Origin of the sequence: Chryseobacterium aquifrigidense (assembly GCF_006716485.1) — a bacterium.
GTDB classification, from domain to species: Bacteria; Bacteroidota; Bacteroidia; order Flavobacteriales; family Weeksellaceae; genus Chryseobacterium; species Chryseobacterium vietnamense.
The window spans coordinates 902,428-923,219 of record NZ_VFPD01000001.1 but is presented as its reverse complement, the minus strand read 5'-3'; the positions used below and the strand labels follow the sequence as shown (position 1 = coordinate 923,219).

Here is a 20,792-nt window from a genome sequence, read left to right as displayed (position 1 = left end):
CTTTTTTTAACCCAAAATCCAATTAAATCAAAATAAAGCAGAAGGATATTTCAATTCCCGAAGCACCCAAAAAATAAAAATATGAACAAAAAGCACAACTTCAGCGCAGGACCATGTATTTTACCACAAGAGGTTTTTGAAAAATCAGCACAGGCTATCCTTGACTTTAACGGTATTGGATTATCTCTTCTTGAAATCTCCCACAGAAGTAAGGATTTCGTTGCGGTAATGGACGAAGCGCGTGCCATTGTAAAAAGATTGATGAATCTTGGTGATGATTATGAAGTACTTTATTTAGGAGGTGGTGCCAGCCTGCAGTTTGCAATGGTTCCTTACAACCTGATGAAAGTAGGAGGAAAAGCAGCTTACCTGGATACGGGAACTTGGGCGGCCGGAGCCATTAAAGAAGCAAAAAAAGTAGGAACAGTAGAGGTAGTAGGTTCTTCAAAAGAAGAAAACTATTCTTTTATTCCTAAAGATTATACGGTAGGTGCAGAATACGATTATTTCCACTGTACTTCCAACAACACCATTTATGGAACTCAAATGAAATCTTTCCCGGAAGTGGATACACTGATGGTATGTGATATGAGTTCTGATATTTTCTCAAGACAACTTGATTTTTCTAAATTTGACCTGATCTACGCCGGTGCTCAGAAGAATATGGGACCTGCAGGAGTTACTTTAGTGGTTATCAAAAAAGAAATCCTTGGTAAAACAGGAAGAGAAAATATGTTTTCTATCCTCGATTACTCTCAGCACATTGCTAAAGAATCTATGTACAATACACCACCGGTATTCCCTGTATATGCTTCTTTACTTACCCTTCAGTATCTTGAAAGAAATGGAGGAATTGCGGCTGCAGAACAGAGAAACGAAGCTAAGGCAAAACTTTTATATGACGAAATCGACAGCAATCCGTTATTCGAAACGTTCTGCGTAAAAGAAGACCGTTCATTGATGAATGTTTCTTTCAAAATTACAGACGAAAGCAAAAAAGAAGAATTTGACAATGCATGGAAAGCGGCAGGAATCAGTGGATTAAACGGACACAGAAGCTTAGGCGGGTACAGAGCTAGTTTATACAATGCTTTACCTATCGAAAGTGTACAGGTTTTGGTGGATGTAATGAAGTCAATAAAATAGCTTATATTAGGCGACCGAAAAAATAAAAAGATATCAGACAACAGATGTCGGATAACAGACCTCAAAATCTAGCTTCTGACATCTTCAATCTAACATCTGTAATAAAATACTCATGAAAGTTTTAGCAAACGACGGAATTTCAAAAGCAGGAGAAAATACCCTAAGAGAAGCCGGAATTAATATTCTGGACAATAGAGTGGCTCAGGATCACGTTATTAATTTTATCAACGATAATAATGTGGATGTTCTTCTGGTAAGAAGTGCAACGAAAGTGAGACAGGATCTGATTGATGCATGCCCGGGCCTTAAAATCATTGGAAGAGGCGGTATCGGAATGGACAATATTGATGTAGAATATGCCAAAAGTAAAGGCATCAAGATAATCAATACCCCTACAGCATCTTCAAAATCAGTGGCAGAATTGGTTTTCGGACACTTCATTTCACTGGCAAGATTCCTTCACGAATCTAACAGACTGATGCCTCTGGAAGGAGAAACTCACTTCAATGCCATGAAAAAGTCATTCAGTAATGCGTATGAACTTTCAGGAAAAACATTAGGAGTAATCGGCTTTGGAAGCATTGGCCAGGAAGTCATAAAGATAGGAATTGCTTTAGGAATGAAAGTAACCGTTCTGACAAGAAGCCCGAAAACAGAAGTTCTTACACTGAACTTTTTCGACGGACAGTCTGTGAACTTTGAAATCACCTCTACCAATGATATGGATGCATTCCTTAAAGAGGCAGATTTCATCAGTATCAATACGCCGAAAACGAATGAGTATATCATAGATACCCCTCAGTTTGAAAAAATGAAAGACGGGGTCTATATTGTAAATACCGCAAGAGGAGGTGTCATCAATGAAGTGACCCTTATCGATTTTATAGAATCAGGAAAAGTTGCCGGAGCTGCATTGGATGTTTTTGAAAACGAACCCAACCCGGAACTGCCTTTACTGATGAACCCTGCATTATCACTTTCCCCTCACGTAGGCGGCAATACTGTGGATGCGCAAGAAAAAATCGGTATCGAACTTGCTGAACAAATTATTAAGCTACAAAAAGAAACTATAAGATAAATATGCCTGTTTTTAAACCTTTCCGTGGAATAAGACCTCATAGAGACTTTGAGAGTACTTTCCCTACCCATCCACTGGATAATTTCACCCAGGAAGAGATTGCAGAGAAAGCTCAAGTTGAAAATACTTACATCAATATGATTAAACCCTATGTTGTAAGTAAATCTAAAGATATTGACCGGAATCTGCGAAAGATCCGTTCTACATTTGAAGAACTTCTGGAAGAAAAGAAATTGGTCCAGGACAATTCAGCCTACTATCTTTATGAGCAGATCTACCCCAACAAGCAGATGTTCAGAGGACTTCTGGGATTGGCAAGTATTGAAGATTTCTGGAATGGAAAAATCAAGAGACATGAAAGTACCATTCCACAGAAAAAGGAAAAACTGGCCCACTACCTTGAAAAAGTAAACCTGCAGGCAGAACCAGTACTTCTTACCTATCCTGCCAATTCAAAAATTGAATTGCTGATGAACCATGAGGAAAAAAATGTTCCTATCTTTAATCATGTAGATTCTATGGGTATCAGACATAAAATCTGGAGAATAGACAACCGTCTGAAGCTGCAGCAGTTTAAAGAAGTGATTGATCAGATTGATTCGTTTTATATTGCTGACGGACACCACAGAATTGGTTCCACGGCAATCAACGCAAAATACCATAAGGAGAAAAATAAAAAACATAATGGTACAGAGCTTTACAACTTTGTATACAGTTTTATTGTTTCCAACCAGTCAATAAAGATTCATGACTACAACAGAATTTTACATGACCTGAATGGTATTTCACCGGCAGATTTCCTGAAAGAACTTGATAAATATTTTCTGATTCACGAAAAAGGAGAAGCATCCTACTACCCTTCTCAGAAATTCCATATCTCAATGTATATGGATGGAAAATTCTACTCTCTTCACGTAAAGCATGATCTTCGTTCCAAAGAAATGTCTCTGGATAATCTGGATCACCATCTTTTAGACAAGTATATTTTCAAAAGTATCCTTAAAATTGAAGATCCGGATAGCTCTGAACTTATTTCTTACGTAAAAGGAACTTCCAACATTAACGGAATCAATCTTTTAAAAGAAAAAGTAGACAACGGAGAAGGTAAGGTCGGTTTCGGAATTTATCCTGTAAGTTTTAATGATATGATTAAAATTTCAGATCTAAAATTAAGTATGCCTCCAAAATGTACATTTATTGAGCCGAAATTAATTACAGCCCTTTTAATGTACGATATGAAACCTTAATAAATTCCTATTTTTTCCCTACTTTTATCAACGGAAAAGATAAGTAAATAAAAAATGAAAAAAATATTCATTATACTTCCACTCTTTTTGAGTGGATTTTTATTTTCTCAAAAAAAACCACAAAAAAGCCCGGCAAAAAAAGGAACTGTTGCCAGATTCAATTATCATGATGAATTCAGAAAAATTTCAGATGAAATTATGACCAACGGCACTGCTTATGATAACCTCGGGGAACTTACCAAAAGAATTGGTCCACGGTTTAGTGCAACTCCCGGTTATACCAAAGCTGTAGAATGGGCAGAAAAAAAATTCAAGGAAATTGGCATTAATATGATCTGGAGACAGGAGGCGAAAGCACCCGTCTGGATCAGAGGAAAAGAATCTTTACAAATCAGATCCGGAAATGGAGATTGGAAAAACATCAGAATGCTTTCTTTTGGAAACTCTGAGGGAACAGGCGGAAAGGATCTGGTAGGGGAAATCGTTTTAATCAATTCCACCACAGAGCTTAATGCCATGTCAATAGGACAACTAAAAGACAAAATAGTTTTCGTAAATATTCCTATGGATCCGAAGATTATTAATACCAGCGATTCCTATTTGCAGACCGCAAAATCAAAATTAATTTCCGCTTCCGTAATTGCTAAAACAGGTGCAAAAGCATTAATTATAAGATCACTCACCACTGCTAATGACGATACTCCACATGCTAAGATGATTTATTACGAACCTGATGATAAAGTTAAAATTCCGGCATTATCAATTGGAGTAAGATCAGCAGATGAATTGGAAAAAACCTTAAAGAAACAAAAAGTCACAGCAAAAATCAACATGACCGCCGAATCTAAAGGCGACACTACAAATCCCAATATTATTGCTGAAATTGGCGGCAAAAAAGATTCTAAAGTAATTGTTTTAGGTGCCCAGCTTGATTCATGGGATATTGGTGAAGGTGCAGTGGATGACGGAACAGGAGTTGTGCAGTGTATCGAAGTGCTAAGAACGCTCAAAGCTCTTGGATATGAAAATAATCACACCATACGCGTCGTCTTGTATGCCAACAGTGAAAACGGAGGACAAGGCCGTGAGATGTATGCAGCGTACGTAAAAAAGAAAGACGAAAAACATGTATTTGCCTTAGGAACTGATGCCGGAGGATATTCTCCACGAGGATTCTCTTTAGATATGTCACCTCAAAGACGGAGACTGGTATATCCCTGGAAAGAATATTTTCTTCCGTATGGCGTTTATGACTTCGACCAGACAGAAGCTATTCAGGATATTTCACCTTTAAAAAAACTGGATATTCCTTTAGCAGAACTTGTAGTAGACACTCAGAGATATTTTGATTATCACCACTCTGAGCAGGATACTTTTGACAAAGTCAATAAACGGGAACTTCTTCTCGGAGCGGTTGCCATCACACAGATGATCTTTATGGTTGATAAAAACTGGTAACAATGAAAAAGATACTAGGAACTTCATTATTGCTTTTTGGACTGGCTGCTTTTGGGCAGTCTAAAGAAGATTCCATCCAGTTCAGAAAAATTTCCACTGAAATTCTGAACAACGGAAAAGGATACAATGAACTGAGAGAGCTTACCAAAACGATAGGCCACCGTTTAAGCGGATCTGAAGCCTATGAAAAATCGGTACAATGGGCAGCGCAGAAACTTCGTGATGCCGGAGCTGATAAAGTATGGCTTCAGGACGTGATGATTCCGGTTTGGGTAAGAGGAAAAGAATCATTACACATCAGAACTTCTGCCGGAAATTGGAAAAGTATAAAAATGCTTTCCCTTGGAAACTCTGAAGGGACAGGAGGAAAAGATGTTTCCGGAGAAATCATCATGGTAAAATCGCTGGAAGAATATGACAAACTTCCTGCTGAAAAAGTGAAAGATAAAATTGTGTTTTTCAACTATTCTTTTGATCAGGGAAATGTGCAGACTTTTATTTCTTACCGCGATGCAAGCCCCTACCGAAGGACTACAGCTTCATTAACAGCCAAAAAAGGAGGAAAATTTGCCATCATCAGATCTCTTTCCTCTGCCTTAGACGATGTTCCCCATACTGGAAGCATGCGCTATGACGAAAACATTTCCAAAGTACCTGCCATAACAATTGGAAATACATCAGCCGATGAACTTGAAGCATTATTAAAAAATCAGAAAGTCACAGCAAAACTCAATTCAAACTGTGGAATGAAAGGCGAAAAACTTTCCCATTCTGTTATTGGGGAAATCACAGGTAAAAAAGACCAAAGCGTTATTGTTGTTGGTGGGCACCTGGATTCCTGGGATGTTGGTGAAGGTGCTCATGATGACGGAGCCGGAATTGTGCAAAGTATTGAGGTATTAAGAACTTTTAAAAAATTGGGAATTGGGAATAACCATACCATCCGCGCAGTTTGTTTTGCCAACGAAGAAAACGGAACGAAAGGCGGAAAACAGTATGGCAAAGTTGCCAAAGACAACAATGAGAAGCACATATTTGCTATAGAATCAGATGCAGGAGGTTTTTCACCACGGGGAATTTCCCTTGAAATGGATGAACCGCAAAAAAACCAGATCAAAAGCTGGGTACATCTTTTTTTACCTTATGGAGTTTATAACTTTGAAGGTAAATATTCCGGATCCGATATTGCTCCGCTTCATGAAATGGGAGTTCCCACAGCTGAACTGGTGCCAGATCCACAACGCTATTTTGATATTCACCATACCGAAGAAGACACTTTTGAAAAAGTCAGCCGAAGAGAACTTTTACTGGGTTCTGCGGTAATGACACAACTTATTTATATGATTGACAAAAATTGGTAAACAATGAAAAAGATACTAGGAACTTCATTATTACTTTTTGGAATGGTCGCTTTTGGCCAGTCTAAAGAAGATTCTATCCAGTTCAGAAAAATTTCCACAGAAATCCTGAACAACGGAAAAGGATATAGTGAGCTGCGAGAGCTTACAAAAAACATAGGTCACCGTTTAAGCGGATCAGAAGCCTATGAAAAATCGGTAAAATGGGCAGAACAAAAACTTAGGGAAGCCGGTGCTGATAAAGTATGGCTTCAGGAAGTGATGATCCCGGTATGGGAAAGAGGAAAAGAATCTCTAAACATCCAGACTTCCAATGGAAAATGGAAAAGCCTTAAAATGGTTTCTCTTGGAAACTCTGAAGGAACCGGAGGAAAAGATGTTTCTGGAGAAATCATCATGGTAAAATCGATGGAAGAATATGAAAAACTTCCAGCTGAAAAAGTGAAAGATAAAATTGTATTCTTCAACTATGCTTTCAGCCAGTCTTTTATAGAAACTTTCAAAGCCTATGGTGATGCTGCAAAATACAGAACGACAGCAGCATCTTTAACAGCTAAAAAAGGAGGTAAATTTGCTATCGTAAGATCTCTGTCTTCTGCTTTTGATGATGTCCCTCACACCGGAGCCATGCGCTACGAAGACAAAGTCTCCAAAATACCGGCCGTAGCTATCGGAAGCACAACAGCAGACGAACTGGAAGCTTTACTGAAAAGCCAGAAAATCACCGCTAAACTTAACTCCAACTGCGGTATGAAAGGCGAAAAGCTTTCCCATTCTGTAATCGGGGAAATTACCGGTAAAAAAGACCAGAGCGTTATTGTTGTCGGCGGACATCTTGATTCCTGGGATGTAGGTGAAGGTGCTCATGATGACGGAGCCGGAATTGTTCAAAGTATAGAGGTTTTGAGAACTTTTAAAAAGCTGGGAATACAAAATAACCATACCATCAGAGTGGTCTGCTTTGCCAATGAAGAAAACGGAGTAAAAGGCGGAATTCAATACGGTAAAACGGTAAAAGAGAAGAATGAAAAACATCTTTTTGCGATAGAAACAGATGCCGGAGGTTTTGCACCGAGAGGAATTGCCCTGGATATGGATGATGCCAAAAGAAATCAGATCAAAAGCTGGTCAAATCTATTCCTTCCTTACGGAGTGTATAATTTTGAAGAACGGTTTTCCGGAACAGACCTCTACCCGCTTCATGACATGGGAATTCCTGCCGCTGAATTGATGCCGGATTCTCAGCGCTATTTCGATATCCACCATACAGAAGAAGATACTTTTGAAAAGGTGAACCGAAGGGAGCTTTTATTAGGTGCTACAGCTTTAACACAGATTATCTACATGATTGATAAAAACTGGTAACAAATATAAAAAACCGTCTTTAGAGGCGGTTTTTGTTTTTTAATGGTGCTTTTCATTATTTCAATTCAATAGGAACGGGCTATCATCCTGAGCCTAGATCAAGCGAGCCTCGTTTATCTTTTATGATTATCTCCCAAGGGCTTTAGCCAAAACTTATAGTGATTATTTTTTATAACCACGGATTTCACAGATTCACACAGATGATTGTTCCTGTTTTTTGATAAATTGATTGTGACGATTCTATTTGTGAACTTTGTGCGAGATATTTGTGGCATTTGTGTTTTAAAATTAAACATGATGATGCCATTAATAAAATATATCCTACAAAATTATCCTTTGAGATTTTTAATTTTACGTTTACACAAAAAATTTCTCCACAAAAAGTTTCTCCAAACATGATGTATCCCACCTCCAGATTCCCAATTGACATCAAATTTCTCTCCTTCTAATGCATATCCAGGCATTGCAATTTTCGAATGAAACCTCGGAGGATCATTTTTTATTGCAGCAAAGTAATCAGCATCAAAATTTGATTTTCTGTAATATTGAATTTCTAATATAGTTTCTTTTGTATTTGCCCGAAAAATATACAGAGTAACATCATAAAGATCATTAAACTCTTTTTGTAAAATCTCCACTGCTGAATCTAAAGTGAGTAAGTTTTTTGAATTATTTGCCCTATTCCGGGACATATTATGTTCAGTGAAATTCACTCCTTTAAAATCAGACAGAATGAAAAACAAGTTGGGCGAAATACTATTCCAACAATTAATTTTCGCCAACCCTAAAAGATTGGTTATACAGATATTGATGCTGTCTTTTAAACTTTCCCGATGCACGTTCTAAGTAATTTTAAAGTATTTTAAATATATAAAAAATAATTGCACCGTAATATTTTCTTTGTTTAGAACAACTCACCCTTAAAAACAGAAAATTTTTCTTTGTTTAAGGAAATAACAGATGAAAATACGCTTCATCAGGAGCTTCATCAATCCCGTGAAACAAAGTGTTAATCGCGAAACTTTTACTTTGGCATAATATTGGCATGTAAGATATTGAGAAAAAATTTAAAAAAACACTAAGGATGAGAAAAAAGGTTTTCTGTGGATTTTCAGTTTTTCCACTGATTCAAGTTCATATCTAGTATATGAATCCTTTTTTTTCTACGATGCCGTAAAAGATACGGGTTCGTGATTAATTAACCCCCGTTAGTTTTTCACTGCACTTTTGCACCCCGTATCTGACTGGTATCACAATAACAGGAATCTTTATTGATTCAAAAAGAACAAAAATATCCCGGACTTTCAGCCCGGTGTTGCGATATAAATAAATGGCAAAGTCATCGTGAACCTTAGCCCAGTAAAGGAATATATTCTTTTTACCGTGATGAGTGCGCCTTTATGCTATAAATTAATGTATAACCCTTAAAATGTTAGTAATGATGAGAGCCTTTTTTGAAATGATTTTTAAGAGAAATGAAGATGCTGCAAAATTGAATGTATGGAGCCTATTGCTGGTGTTAAGTTTTGCTGCATTTTCAGTGTTGGTATACGCCTTAAAACCAAGCTTTAACAGCTTAATTATATACCTGACGGCATTTGCCGCTTATATCGGGTTTGGCCTTGTATTCATCAGTTCTTTAGCCGGAACAAGTATGAAGAAAAGATAACAGAACATATAACTTTCAATTTATTTTTACTGAAAAAACCGCCCTGTTTGGGGCGGTTTTTTAGTATTCAAATTCATCTTCTTCACTATAATCCTCTTCTAGTAGCTCTTTAAACTCATTTTTCTCATTAAATTTTTTTAAGTAATTATATGTAACCATTAATGCTCCATCCTTTATATCTTTATAAGGCTTTATGATTGTAAAATGATTCCTGTCTGCAAAACTGTGAGAAAATTTATCTCTCTCATATTCAGCACTCTCAGGAGATACAATTGGATCTGCTAAACCCACAACTCTATGGAAGTCTAATTTTGAATTTACATTTAAATTATTCCAATCTTCATTCAATGATTTAATAAAGTCACTATCTCTGGACAAATCTTTGATTTGAATGAAGGCCTTAAAATAATTAAATGAAAAAAGACTTGATGGAGTATGAGTAATCGCTTTTGCCAAATTAGCCCATGACGACCCCTTATGGGGTGTTGCATAAGTAATTAACGCTCTTATTTTTCCTATATTTTTTTCGTCTTTCAATCTATTAATAATATACTTTCTAGCAACAAGCCCTCCCATACTATGACAAACTAGTATTATGTGCTTATATTTTTCGCATACTGTTTCAATAATAGAGTTTAAATGTGTTGCTAAATCATCAATACTTTTACCAAAAATTGACTTTATTAAAAATGTATATCCTGGAATGTTTATTCTTGAATTATAATAGTTATCATATTCTAAAGAAAATGCATCTTTTTCTGTCCAAATACTATGCAACTTACTACTAAATTTATTCCATGTTGAATACCCTCCTCCTAGTCCATGAATAAACAACACTGCCGTTTCGGAACTTTCATCTAATAGATGAGTAGGTAACTTTGCTTTCATCTATTATTTATTTAATATTAATGATATTTTTGATTTCATTTAACCTATTCTCAATATCATTAATAATCAACATAACTTCAGGAATGGTTTCTTCACTAATATTATTCACTTTGATATTATTAATACTATTTTTAACACGCTTTAGAATCTTTAATGGCAAATAAGACTCACTAATCTCTTTAAGGATAATTTCATTGTAAGAAAGGTTATCTATTAATAAATCTGCAGCTTTTTCTCTCCATGAAAAATCAATTATTTTAATTAAATCTTCATTACTCTTTTTAGACTCTTCTAATTTCAATTCTTGAAAAGATAAATCATCAATTTGCTCTATTATTTCTTTATGCTCTTCTATAAATTCTGTCCATATATTTTTTTTACAAAAAAAACTGTTTTGTCCAGAAGGCTTCGAAATAACTCTAGCTCTTTGAACTGGAATACCTAAACGAATATAATCAAAGTAAACATTTTGCATATCTAAAATATCATGGTTATCATACTCCCAATCTGCTACAACACCTCTTTTATATAAATTAATATAAGTATATAGATCAACAAAATGCCCTTCTCTCTTTTCTAACCTTGTATAGATTTGCTTTGTTCCTACATATTCCAAATATTCTTCCATTAATTGAAATATATTAAGCCATTTTGAGATATCAGTTTCAGACTCAGTCATTAAATCCGCAATTTCCGGAATGGTAAAATTATATTCATTTAATAGTTCAAAACATTTTATATATTTTTCGATAGGATTATAGTCAACTTTACTATCAACACCCATTTGATATCTCGTTTCTAGTACAGTAATAGCTTTTCCATTATCTTTTAGATTATCATCTAAAACAACAGCTTTAAAAAAAATAGGTTCATTATACCTTCTCCTTAAAACATTTAACAAACACGTTCTCCTATTTCCATCAATAATAACACCATCTTTAGTAATTATTCCAACTTCCTGTTGGCCAATATCTTTTAAGCTTTCTAACGTTTTTTCATTTTTACCTCTAGCTGAATCCCATAAAAATTGTTCTATTATATTAATATCATCTACATCCTCATTATTTATATTTCTTCCATTAGAAGACTCAAATGATTTAACCATACTTCTAATTCTTCCATTATATGGATTATACAATAATACATCAAGCGGTATTTCTTTTACATCAAGTAGAAGTGGCTTACCATCATAATTTATAGCCTTCTTCTCTCCAGTTCTATTGGCATCTAAAATCTGTTTGATTCTCTCTGAACTTTCCATTGTTATTTATCTTAGTAGTTATTTTGTTAATTATATAAAAGCACAAAACTTGGCTTAAAGGAATTCCAGCTTTTTTAAAAAAATGAAAATTATTAACTTGAACATTACTAATATTCAATTCATCAATAGCAGATCTTAAACTGACTAGTAAATCACTTAATTCTAACTTATCATTGATTTTTATCTGGCGCGTAAACATCTCCTGATTTTCGAGTGAATCTCCAATTTTAGATAGAGTTTTAAAATTAAAATCTCTAATAAACTCGGCAGTACTTTCATTTTCTAAGAGAAAGTTTTCAACTTTTAAATAATCATAATCATCAAAAATCTTGGTCGGAAATCCATCTCCCGTACCATATTGAATTGAACAATACCATTTTAAGCTCTCCATATTAACTTGACTTTGTGAAACCATATCATAATTACTTAATGTTACTGTAAGATTATTATCTTTTAAAATATGCCACCTAAATCTTGCATTCACTTTTTTCATTGTTTTTTTAAATGTTTTTCTTATTGTAAAATCATTCAAATTGTCAACAGCATCTCTTCTCAAATCAATATTTCTTTGAGGTTTATTTATTCCCAAATATTTTAATACAGTATCTGACAAGCTATAACTCACCTCTACACATACAGCATTTCCTATTAATCTCCATTTTGTGTTTTTACTACCTAGAAATTGATAATTAATTGGAAACCCCATAATAATAGCAGCTTCGCGAATAGTTGGCAACCGATAAACTCCATTATTCCTATTTATTTCAGATTTGTATATTATTGCCTCTCTAGAACTTGCAATTAAAGTTGCTGTAATAGTTCGACTGGGGTTCTCTTCATTTTCTGGAAATGACATTTTCCCCATAAAAGGATGATTAGTTTTCAAAAATTTTGTAAACTTAATATCTTTGTTATCAATTCCTGTATCATAAAAATGATCAGAAACCTGATAAATATTTAAGAAAAAATTATAATTTGGATCCTTTATTATTCTGTTTTTATCTAAAAAATCAAAAGGAGATATAAATGCATCCTTCAGGTCTTTAATTTTTTTAACATTTTGGTGACTAATTTTTTCTGGATTAATAAATCCTTTATGCGAAACTATTTCTCCACAAACAAACCGTTTCCTATTTTGATATGAATTATAATCAGCAGAATTAATAATAGAGTAATTATCTTTTAAGTTTATTGCTATTTGCTTTGGATTAATTTTATTTTTTCTAGCCCATTCGGATAAATTCAAATCATGAAAAGTATAATAGTCCTGTAAATATTTAAATGAATTCGAGACATTTTCCATAAACCAAGCTTTCAATACGGATTTCTTTTGATACTTTTTAATAGCTATAATTTGAAAATAGGCCTCTGTAAGCTTAACACCTAACTTTTTATCTGCTTTTCCTGATTTATTGGAACTAGAAAAACTCACACAAGGTGGACTACCCAAAATTATATCCGTATTTGGTATTTTTTCTATTTCCTCTATATTATTATGAAAGTCTAAAATATTTTTTCTTATACAATTAAGTTCATAATTATAATTAAAAGTTTTTATGGCTGGCTCCCAATAGTCATATCCATAAATTATTTCAAATCCATTTTGCTTAAAACCTTGTGAAAAACCTCCTGCTCCACAAAAAAAATCTACAACAGTCATTAAATTAGTTCTATATAAAAACCCGAAATATTCTATTTGAAATAGTATATTTCGGGTTTTAAAATTATGAATATAGATTTTATAAAAATTACGGGAATCCGTAAGGTAAATACATTTCCAACAAAAAAGCCACCCCTTCCGGAGCAGCTCTGGTGATAACAAAGTTATCTTAACATCGTAAAAACTTATTCTTTAAACAGATCCTTCATCATTTCTTCAAGGATCTTTTGGGTTTCTTCTTCAATCATTTTTCCTGATTTTTCAACAAGTTCTTCTCTGAAAAGTTCACAGCAAGCCTTTATTCCAAAGCCTTCTTCTGTTTTTACAAATTCCGGATGCATGCCGTGTTCTCCGCATACTTCAGATTCTATTTCCTTCTTTATCTGGTCGTAATTCAGGTTAAACATATTCCTTTATTTTATTCTTTTAAGTGCATGATAAAGATAGAGGTAATAAAGCCTTGCCGAAATCCGTATTTCTACGGTATTTACAAAACAAAAAAATAGCTTTTTCAAGACGTATAATCTCAACTATAAAAGTTAATACTTAACCCTTTAGAGTTTATCCAGAATTTTCTTCGGTAAAACGGTCAAAAGTTCTTTCTTATATTGCTTTTCAAGAATCACAAATTTCCATACCTTTTTATCTTTTGAAACCGCACAGGCTTTCATATTGGCGTTGATGAGATACGAACCCTCGTTGGCCAGATACTTCACATTATTTGCACCATATTTGGCTGTTAAAGCACTGTTCATTTTCTTTTTCATCTCATCATTTAATGAACTGACATTACATTTCAGCTTCAAAAAATATTGGATAATAGAAAAATATTCACCGGTAATGAGTTCAGGTTTCTCAATATTTCCAAACTTCAGATCCTGTACTTCAATTTTCATGAATGGATTATTGTAAGTCATATTTAAAATCTGCGTCATCTGCTCTTTTGAAACGACATTGAAGTATTTGGGATATATACAGCTTACCGCCTGATCTATCTGTTTAGATTGAATACTGTTTACAAAATAAGTAAGTGATTTTTTTATCGTTGAATCATCAGGATTAGCCTTAGTCTGCGAAAAAGTCATCAACGACAGCAGAACGAACAGAAACAGAAGTGATTTGGTTTTCATGGTTGAATGGTTATTATAATTTGAAGATTACTTTACTGGAAAACAGTTAATCTTTCCAGAGCATAAAATGTGTCGTAACCTGTACGCCAATCGTTACAGAATGTATTTGAACCAATAAAAAAAGCCATCCTTCCGGACGGCTTTTTGATAATATCTTGAAGATTCAATTATTTTACTTTTACAAGCTCAACATCGAAAACCAACCATGAGTTTGGCGGGATCACTCCTCCTGCTCCTCTTTCTCCGTAAGCCATTGCAGGCGGGATCAATAATGTAGCAGTTTCACCTTCTTTCAATAACAGGATACCTTCATCCCATCCTTTGATTACTCTTCCCATTCCGATTGGAATTTCGATAGGCTCGTTTCTTTTGAATGAAGAATCAAACTCAGTTCCGTCTACCAGTTTACCTGCATAGTGAACAGATATGTTGTCACCAGCCTTTGGAGCTTTTCCGTCAGCTGTTTTTGTAATTTTATAGTAAAGACCTGATTCAGTTTTTTGCATACCAGCTTTTAGGTTTTCCACCATTTTCTCCTGGTTAGCTTTGAATTCTTCTTCTCTTTTCTTCTTTTCAGCCTCTTCTTTAGCGATAAAAGCTTTATTGTTTTCTGCGATTTTAGCTTTTCCTTCATTGAAAGTTTTAGCTGCATCGTAGTGTTTGTATTCATCACCTTTGCTGAAAACAGAAACTTTTTCTAAAACGATATCAGTTTTAGGTTTATCCTGGGCTCCTTTTTCAACGTTAGCAATAGCATCAATTACATCGTTTCCTTTTACTACTTTTCCGAAAATTGTGTGTCTTCCGTCTAACCAAGGTGTAGCAACTTCAGTGATGAAGAACTGAGAACCGTTTGTATTAGGTCCTGAGTTTGCCATAGAAAGAATACCTTTCCCTGTGTGTTTAAGATCGTTTCTTTCATCTTCGAATTTATACCCAGGATCTCCCATTCCAGTTCCCTGAGGATCACCTCCCTGGATCATGAAATCTTTGATTACTCTGTGGAAAATAGTTCCGTCATAGTAAGGAACTCCTTTAGCCTTAGCTTTGTTGTCGATTTTCCCTTCTGCAAGACCGATAAAGTTGGCTACAGTTACTGGTGCTTTCTTGTCCTCAAACTTTACAAGTAAGTTACCTTTTGTAGTTTGAAGATTGGCATAAAGTCCGTCATTAAGACCTTCGTAAGTTTCTTTGTCTACGTTCATTTTTTTATAAATTGGGGTACAACTCATCAGCGAAATACTTGCCGCTGCCAGAATTATATTCTTGTTAAACAATTTCATGTATTTATAAAGCTTTTAATTTTATGATTAATGGAATGTCGTTGTCTATTTTTTTTTCGTCTCCGTAAGTTCCGTAGGCTAAAGAAGACGGTACCAAAAGAGTTACTTCCTCTCCATCATGTATAAAACGCAAAGCGTTCTCCACTGCTCTCAGTTCATCAAAGTGCCCGAATCTGGCATCTCTTCTCTCAAATGGCTGATCATAGATTTTAGTCTGGTCAAAATCATACAGATCATAAGAATAAGAAATCAAAGTCTCATCTTTCCTTTTTTCTCTCTGATCATAGCCTTCCACCGTTACCCAATAATTAAGCTGCGTAGGATAATACTTCACAGACTGACCGCTGATCCAATCCTGAATCTGCCCTCTTTCTATGACATTCAAATTTTTCATCCTGTTCTTAGAAACATCCAGATCTTTTTGGCTTAAAACACCGCCTACAGGAGGATGGGCCGTCTGTGCATTTCTGTTGCAGCTCAACAGGCTTATGGCTGATATGAAGAGTATTTTTCTCATAAACTTTTGCGAAAATACACATTTCGTGAATCAATTACAAAACTTGACACAGAAATATGTGAATGTTGTAAGGTATTGATCTCCGCCGAAACGCTTCGTATATTTTACACAAATACATAGATACGAAAAAGCCGGGGAAAACCCGGCTTTCATATCGTTATATCAACACTATTATACTGTTTCCAAAGCGTGATCTACCATCACTCTCCATCCGAACGGATCTTCAGAAAGGTTGTTTTGAAGGTCTACCAGATCTTTCTTAAGAAGAGCTGCATAGCTTTCTTCATCAGATAATCTTGGAAGCTCAAGTTTTTCACCTTGATATCCTAACGCCTGGAATTGAGTGGTTACTACAGCTGTACCTACTCCCCATACTTCTTTAAGCTCACCGTTCTTTAAAGCTTCAATAACTGTTTTCACTGGAATCGGCTCTACTTTTACTTCAATACCTCTTTTCTTAGCTAGCTGGATAAAGCTGTCTCTTGTTACTCCGTCAAGGATCTTTTCAGATGTTGGAGGGGTATAAATGGTATCGTTAATTCTTACGAATACATTCATTGTACCACTCTCTTCGAAATATTCGTGAGTAGCATCATCTGTCCAGATGATTTGCTCATATCCTTCTTCAATTGCTAACTGAGTTGGATAGAAAGAAGCAGCATAGTTCCCTGCAGCTTTTGCAGAACCTACTCCTCCGTTTGCAGCTCTCGAATAGTGATCGGAGATTTTCACAGATACCGGCTCAGAATAATAGCTCTTTGCAGGTGTTGCAACAATGGCAAACATATATTTATTAGATACTCTTGCTTTCAAAGCTTCTTCAGTAGCAAAAATCAAAGGTCTGATATAAAGCGACATTCCTTCCCCCTGTGGAATCCACTCTCTGTCAATATCTACCAAAGCTTTCAATCCGTCTAAAAACATTTCTTCAGTCACTTCCGGCATAGCAAGACGCTTCGCTGACTTGTTGATACGTTCAAAATTCTTTTCAGGCCTGAAAAGGAAAACCTGCCCGTCTTTGTCTTTATAGGCTTTCATACCTTCAAAACAAGCTTGTCCATAGTTTACTCCCATCATAGCTGGGGTAAATGGAATCGGACCGTAAGGAACTAATTTTACATCACCCCATTTTCCGTTTTCGTACTCACAAATGATCATATGATCAATAAAAGTACCACCAAATGAAAAATTGTTAGGGTCAAATGTAGAAATTCTGGAGTTTTCAGTTTTTTGAATTATCATTTTTTAAAATTTTTACGATGTTCTACAAATTTAACATAATTTTCTAAATATAAAAATTTTAGAGTAAATTTGACAAAAAAATAGCTTGAAAAGAGAAATAAAGACCACCAACGACGGTAGTAAAACATTATTTATCAATGATTTAAATGAAAACTACCATTCTCATCACGGAGCCCTACAGGAAGCCGAACACGTGTTTATTAAAAATGGACTAAATTTAATAAATGATTGCGAAATTAATATTTTAGAACTCGGTTTTGGAACAGGTTTGAATGTTTTGGTAACAATTAATGAATATTTAAAAACTGACAAAAATCATGTCATCAATTATTTTTCGCTCGAAAAATACCCCATAAATGAATCCGAAGTTAAGGATTTGGCTTACTTTGAACTTTTCGATAACCCTGAGTTTAAAAATATTTATCAGAAAATTCATCTGGCAGATTGGGAAAAGTCAGTAGAAATCATTAGTGGATTCAATCTAAAAAAGATAGAATGTGACTTTTTCGACCTGAAAGACATTGACTTGCCAAAAATCAACCTTGTTTATTTCGACTGTTTTGGAGCCCGAGTACAGCCAGACTTATGGGAAAAGCCATTATTTGAACTCGTTTCTGACAAAATGGCCATTAATGGATTATTAACCACCTACTCTTCTAAAGGCAGCGTAAGGAGAATTCTTCAGGAATTAAATTTCCAGGTGGAGAAAAAACAGGGACCTCCGGGAAAAAGAGAGATGATTAATGCAATTAAATTGTAACATGGAAGCTTGAGGACAGAAACTGAATGGTTAGAACCAGCTGCTTAATTAATTTTGATTTTTTATTTTAATAATAATCAATTAAGATACGTTGAGCAGTATTATTAAAAATAGATCGTATTAACTTTCAGCTCCATACTTCCTACTTCCAGCTTTTTCTCAACAAAATTCCTTACATTAGCTATACAAAATATTATACATTATATATATGATAGATAAGATCAACATTAGAGTGTATGCGTGTGCGGTAAAAGACAAACAAGTTCTGACCCTATTTGAAGAATATGCCGGCGAACCTTTAATGAAATTTCCGGGCGGCGGATTGGAATACGGTGAAGGAGTACTGGAATGTCTGCATCGTGAGTTTGATGAAGAACTGAATGTAAAGATCAATATTCTGGAACATTTCTATACTCAGGAAAATTTTCTGGTATCCCGTTTCAAAGAAAATGAGCAGCTTCTTACCATATATTATATAGTAGACATCGTCAACGAGGAAGACTTTATTATTTTGGATCCCTGCATTGAAAAAACAGAATGGATTGATATCGACAGGCCAGACAATCCTTTTCCTCTGCCAATAGATAAAATTGTATTCGATAAATTAAAAGAAAAATTCCTGTAAGATGACTTACAGGAATTTATATTATTTCTTTACTTTAAAATCATTGGCTCCGGGATAAGGTTGCAGATAGCCTGAGTTCCAGTTAGACTGCAGTAATGATTCTATAAATTCATCACTTCTGTTAGTGTGAGGATCATAACGTTCTTTAAGATCAATATCAGCCATTTTTCCTTTTACATTCCACCAGAAAGCACTCCATCCTCCTCTTAATTCTTTGATAATTTCAAATACATTTTTTCCGGTTGCCCTGTTCATCAGCTTTGCAAAAACCTGTCCTTCGGTAGTAGTAAGATCTCTTAGTTGCTTTTCATATTGATCTGCAAGCATATTCTGTCTTTCTCTTACAAACTTTCTTTTGGCCTTGCTGTCCAGATCAGTCATATCTTTCTGGATATCCCTGTACTGCTGCAATGCGGTAACAAATAACGGATATACCCTGTAAAGTTTTTTATTCAGAAAATAATAGTAATTCTTATCCAGCTGGTTATTAAATCTCGGTTTATTCACTAAAACCAATTCATCCAATACAACTACAGGCTCCCCATTGATTTCATACACCTTAATCTTCTGCTGTTCGTCATAATAATACTTATTGCCAAATTCATCCACTTTCAGGGATTCAGGCGGATACTGGTTGAGCGGTTTTGCCACTATACCATCCTTCTGGCCAAAAACACTGACCCCAAAAAAGAAAACAAAAAGGCAGATAATCTTACTAAAATTCATTATTTTTACACTTATAAGAAGAAAAATTAAACGCAAAAATCATTCCTTTTTATGAAATTTGAAAAGAAATCTTTGAAATTTTTAGAGAAATATTTAAACACTTCATCACCAACAGGTTACGAACATAAAGGACAGGAAGTCTGGATGGACTACATCAGACCCTATGTGGACAAAATAGAAGTAGATCATTACGGGACCTGCTATGGGATCATCAATCCGGAAGCTGAATTCAAAGTAGTGATTGAAGCCCATGCTGATGAAATTTCGTGGTATGTCAATTATATTACGGACGACGGATTGATCTACGTGATCAGAAACGGAGGCTCTGATCAGACGATTGCTCCTTCAAAAGTTGTGCATATCCATGGTGAAAACGGAATTGTAAAAGGAGTATTCGGATGGCCGGCTATTCATACAAGAACCAATCAAAATGAGCCTACTCCAAAAATAGAAAATATCTTTATCGACTGTGGTGCTACTTCTAAAAAAGAGGTGGAAGAAATGGGGATCTATGTAGGATGTATGATTACTTACCCGGATGAATTCTTTGAAATGAACGACAGATATTTTGTCTGCAGAGCCCTGGACAACAGAATCGGCGGTTTCATGATTGCTGAAGTTGCGAGACTTTTAAAAGAAAATAAGAAATCTATCCCGTTCGGACTTTATATTACAAACTCTGTACAGGAAGAGGTAGGTTTATATGGAGCAGATATGATCGCTGATACCATCAAACCTAATATTGCTATTGTAACCGATGTTACCCACGATACTACCACTCCGATGATTGAAAAGAAAAAAGAAGGAGATCAGAAATGTGGAGCCGGGCCGGTTGTATTCTTCGCACCAAGTGTTCATCATACCATCAGAGAACTAATTATTGACACTGCAAAAACCAAGAAAATTCCTTTCCAGAGAGCTGCAGCCAGCAGAGCTACCGGAACTGACACAGATGCTTTTGCTCATTCTAACGGCGGCGTACCAAGTGCTTTAATTTCCTTACCTTTGCGTTATATGCATACTACAGTTGAAATGGTATCTAAAGAAGATGTAGGTAATGTGATCAAACTTATCTATGAAACAGTTCTTAAGATCAAACCGGAAATGAAACTGAAGTATCATTAATAAAAATGAGAAACGTCTTTTATCATCTGATCCGGAAACCAACTTTTATATCGGTTTTAACAGCTGTCTTTTTTAGTTACATCATTTTTTTAGCTGTATATAAAATATTTGATCCTCCCAAAATAGGGTCGGCATATAATATGATCCTTGAGATGTTGGTAATTGTCAGTATTGTGCCTTTAGGATTATTTATAATTGACAGATTATTAGTTATTAAAATTAACAATATCAAATTAACAATCATGGAGGCTATT

The 20,792-nt window shown here is 35.0% G+C and carries 20 protein-coding genes; 10 read left to right on the top strand and 10 right to left on the bottom strand.

Translation table 11 applies throughout. The features are described from left to right. Positions 1-81 precede the first annotated feature (81 nt). The 6 genes from serC to FB551_RS04070 all read left to right on the top strand — a co-directional run bounded on the left by serC (position 82) and on the right by FB551_RS04070 (position 7,652). A complete protein-coding gene (gene serC, locus FB551_RS04095; protein ID WP_142015325.1) occupies positions 82-1,146 on the top strand; it encodes a 3-phosphoserine/phosphohydroxythreonine transaminase in 1,065 nt (354 codons plus the stop codon). A gap of 112 nt (positions 1,147-1,258) precedes the next feature. After that, positions 1,259-2,224: a D-2-hydroxyacid dehydrogenase gene (locus FB551_RS04090; protein WP_142015322.1), complete on the top strand. Its 966-nt coding sequence runs from the start codon at positions 1,259-1,261 to the stop codon at positions 2,222-2,224. Positions 2,225-2,226: 2 nt separating this feature from the next. Continuing rightward, positions 2,227-3,471 (top strand): DUF1015 domain-containing protein, encoded by a 1,245-nt coding sequence (locus FB551_RS04085; RefSeq protein ID WP_047431396.1) that lies wholly within the window; start codon positions 2,227-2,229, stop codon positions 3,469-3,471. A gap of 54 nt (positions 3,472-3,525) precedes the next feature. Next, positions 3,526-4,929 (top strand): M28 family peptidase, encoded by a 1,404-nt coding sequence (locus tag FB551_RS04080; protein WP_047431399.1) that lies wholly within the window; start codon positions 3,526-3,528, stop codon positions 4,927-4,929. A 2-nt stretch (positions 4,930-4,931) separates the two neighbouring features. Then, the gene (locus FB551_RS04075) at positions 4,932-6,290 is read left to right on the top strand and encodes a M28 family peptidase (RefSeq protein WP_142015320.1); all 1,359 of its coding nucleotides are present in this window, start codon (positions 4,932-4,934) and stop codon (positions 6,288-6,290) included. 3 nt (positions 6,291-6,293) lie between these two features. Beyond that, entirely contained in the window at positions 6,294-7,652 is a 1,359-nt protein-coding gene (locus tag FB551_RS04070) for a M20/M25/M40 family metallo-hydrolase (RefSeq protein ID WP_142015317.1), read from the top strand. A 329-nt stretch (positions 7,653-7,981) separates the two neighbouring features. On the opposite strand, the gene FB551_RS04065 is transcribed toward FB551_RS04070, so the two are convergent. Beyond that, positions 7,982-8,434, bottom strand: a complete 453-nt coding sequence (locus FB551_RS04065) for a hypothetical protein (RefSeq protein WP_142015315.1) — start codon at positions 8,432-8,434, stop codon at positions 7,982-7,984. 656 nt (positions 8,435-9,090) lie between these two features. Between FB551_RS04065 and FB551_RS04060 the strand changes: the two genes are divergently transcribed. Further along, positions 9,091-9,321, top strand: coding sequence for a hypothetical protein (locus FB551_RS04060; protein WP_142015312.1), 231 nt, complete (start codon positions 9,091-9,093; stop codon positions 9,319-9,321). A 60-nt stretch (positions 9,322-9,381) separates the two neighbouring features. On the opposite strand, the gene FB551_RS04055 is transcribed toward FB551_RS04060, so the two are convergent. The 8 genes from FB551_RS04055 to FB551_RS04020 form a co-directional block, all read right to left on the bottom strand. Next, on the bottom strand, positions 9,382-10,209 hold the full coding sequence (locus FB551_RS04055; RefSeq protein WP_142015309.1) for an esterase/lipase family protein: 828 nt from the start codon (positions 10,207-10,209) through the stop codon (positions 9,382-9,384). Between the two features lie 7 nt (positions 10,210-10,216). Next, positions 10,217-11,470 carry a hypothetical protein gene (locus FB551_RS04050; protein WP_142015306.1) on the bottom strand — a complete coding sequence of 418 codons (1,254 nt, stop codon included), beginning with the start codon at positions 11,468-11,470 and terminating at the stop codon, positions 10,217-10,219. Beyond that, a complete protein-coding gene (locus FB551_RS04045; RefSeq protein WP_142015304.1) occupies positions 11,427-13,130 on the bottom strand; it encodes a DNA cytosine methyltransferase in 1,704 nt (567 codons plus the stop codon). Before FB551_RS04045 ends, FB551_RS04050 begins: the two co-directional genes overlap by 44 nt. 185 nt (positions 13,131-13,315) lie before the next feature. Beyond that, positions 13,316-13,537, bottom strand: a complete 222-nt coding sequence (locus tag FB551_RS04040) for a hypothetical protein (protein ID WP_142015301.1) — start codon at positions 13,535-13,537, stop codon at positions 13,316-13,318. Between the two features lie 147 nt (positions 13,538-13,684). Beyond that, entirely contained in the window at positions 13,685-14,260 is a 576-nt protein-coding gene (locus FB551_RS04035; RefSeq protein ID WP_142015298.1) for a hypothetical protein, read from the bottom strand. Positions 14,261-14,427: 167 nt separating this feature from the next. Next, complete coding sequence (locus FB551_RS04030) at positions 14,428-15,465, bottom strand: peptidylprolyl isomerase (protein WP_226798708.1); 1,038 nt, start codon at positions 15,463-15,465, stop codon at positions 14,428-14,430. Positions 15,466-15,547: 82 nt separating this feature from the next. Continuing rightward, positions 15,548-16,060: an FKBP-type peptidyl-prolyl cis-trans isomerase gene (locus FB551_RS04025; RefSeq protein WP_047431418.1), complete on the bottom strand. Its 513-nt coding sequence runs from the start codon at positions 16,058-16,060 to the stop codon at positions 15,548-15,550. Between the two features lie 171 nt (positions 16,061-16,231). Further along, positions 16,232-17,302 carry a branched-chain amino acid aminotransferase gene (locus FB551_RS04020; RefSeq protein ID WP_047431422.1) on the bottom strand — a complete coding sequence of 357 codons (1,071 nt, stop codon included), beginning with the start codon at positions 17,300-17,302 and terminating at the stop codon, positions 16,232-16,234. Positions 17,303-17,387: 85 nt separating this feature from the next. Between FB551_RS04020 and mnmD the strand changes: the two genes are divergently transcribed. Together mnmD and FB551_RS04010 are read left to right on the top strand one after the other, a co-directional pair. Further along, entirely contained in the window at positions 17,388-18,062 is a 675-nt protein-coding gene (mnmD, locus tag FB551_RS04015; RefSeq protein ID WP_047431425.1) for a tRNA (5-methylaminomethyl-2-thiouridine)(34)-methyltransferase MnmD, read from the top strand. A gap of 208 nt (positions 18,063-18,270) precedes the next feature. Continuing rightward, positions 18,271-18,687 (top strand): NUDIX domain-containing protein, encoded by a 417-nt coding sequence (locus FB551_RS04010; RefSeq protein WP_142015296.1) that lies wholly within the window; start codon positions 18,271-18,273, stop codon positions 18,685-18,687. Positions 18,688-18,708: 21 nt separating this feature from the next. Here the strand turns inward: FB551_RS04010 and FB551_RS04005 are convergent, their stop codons facing one another. After that, on the bottom strand, positions 18,709-19,413 hold the full coding sequence (locus FB551_RS04005; protein WP_047431430.1) for a DUF4294 domain-containing protein: 705 nt from the start codon (positions 19,411-19,413) through the stop codon (positions 18,709-18,711). 51 nt (positions 19,414-19,464) lie between these two features. Between FB551_RS04005 and chrP the strand changes: the two genes are divergently transcribed. Continuing rightward, positions 19,465-20,538, top strand: a complete 1,074-nt coding sequence (gene chrP, locus FB551_RS04000) for a chryseobasin maturation metalloprotease ChrP (protein ID WP_047431432.1) — start codon at positions 19,465-19,467, stop codon at positions 20,536-20,538. Positions 20,539-20,792 lie beyond the last annotated feature (254 nt).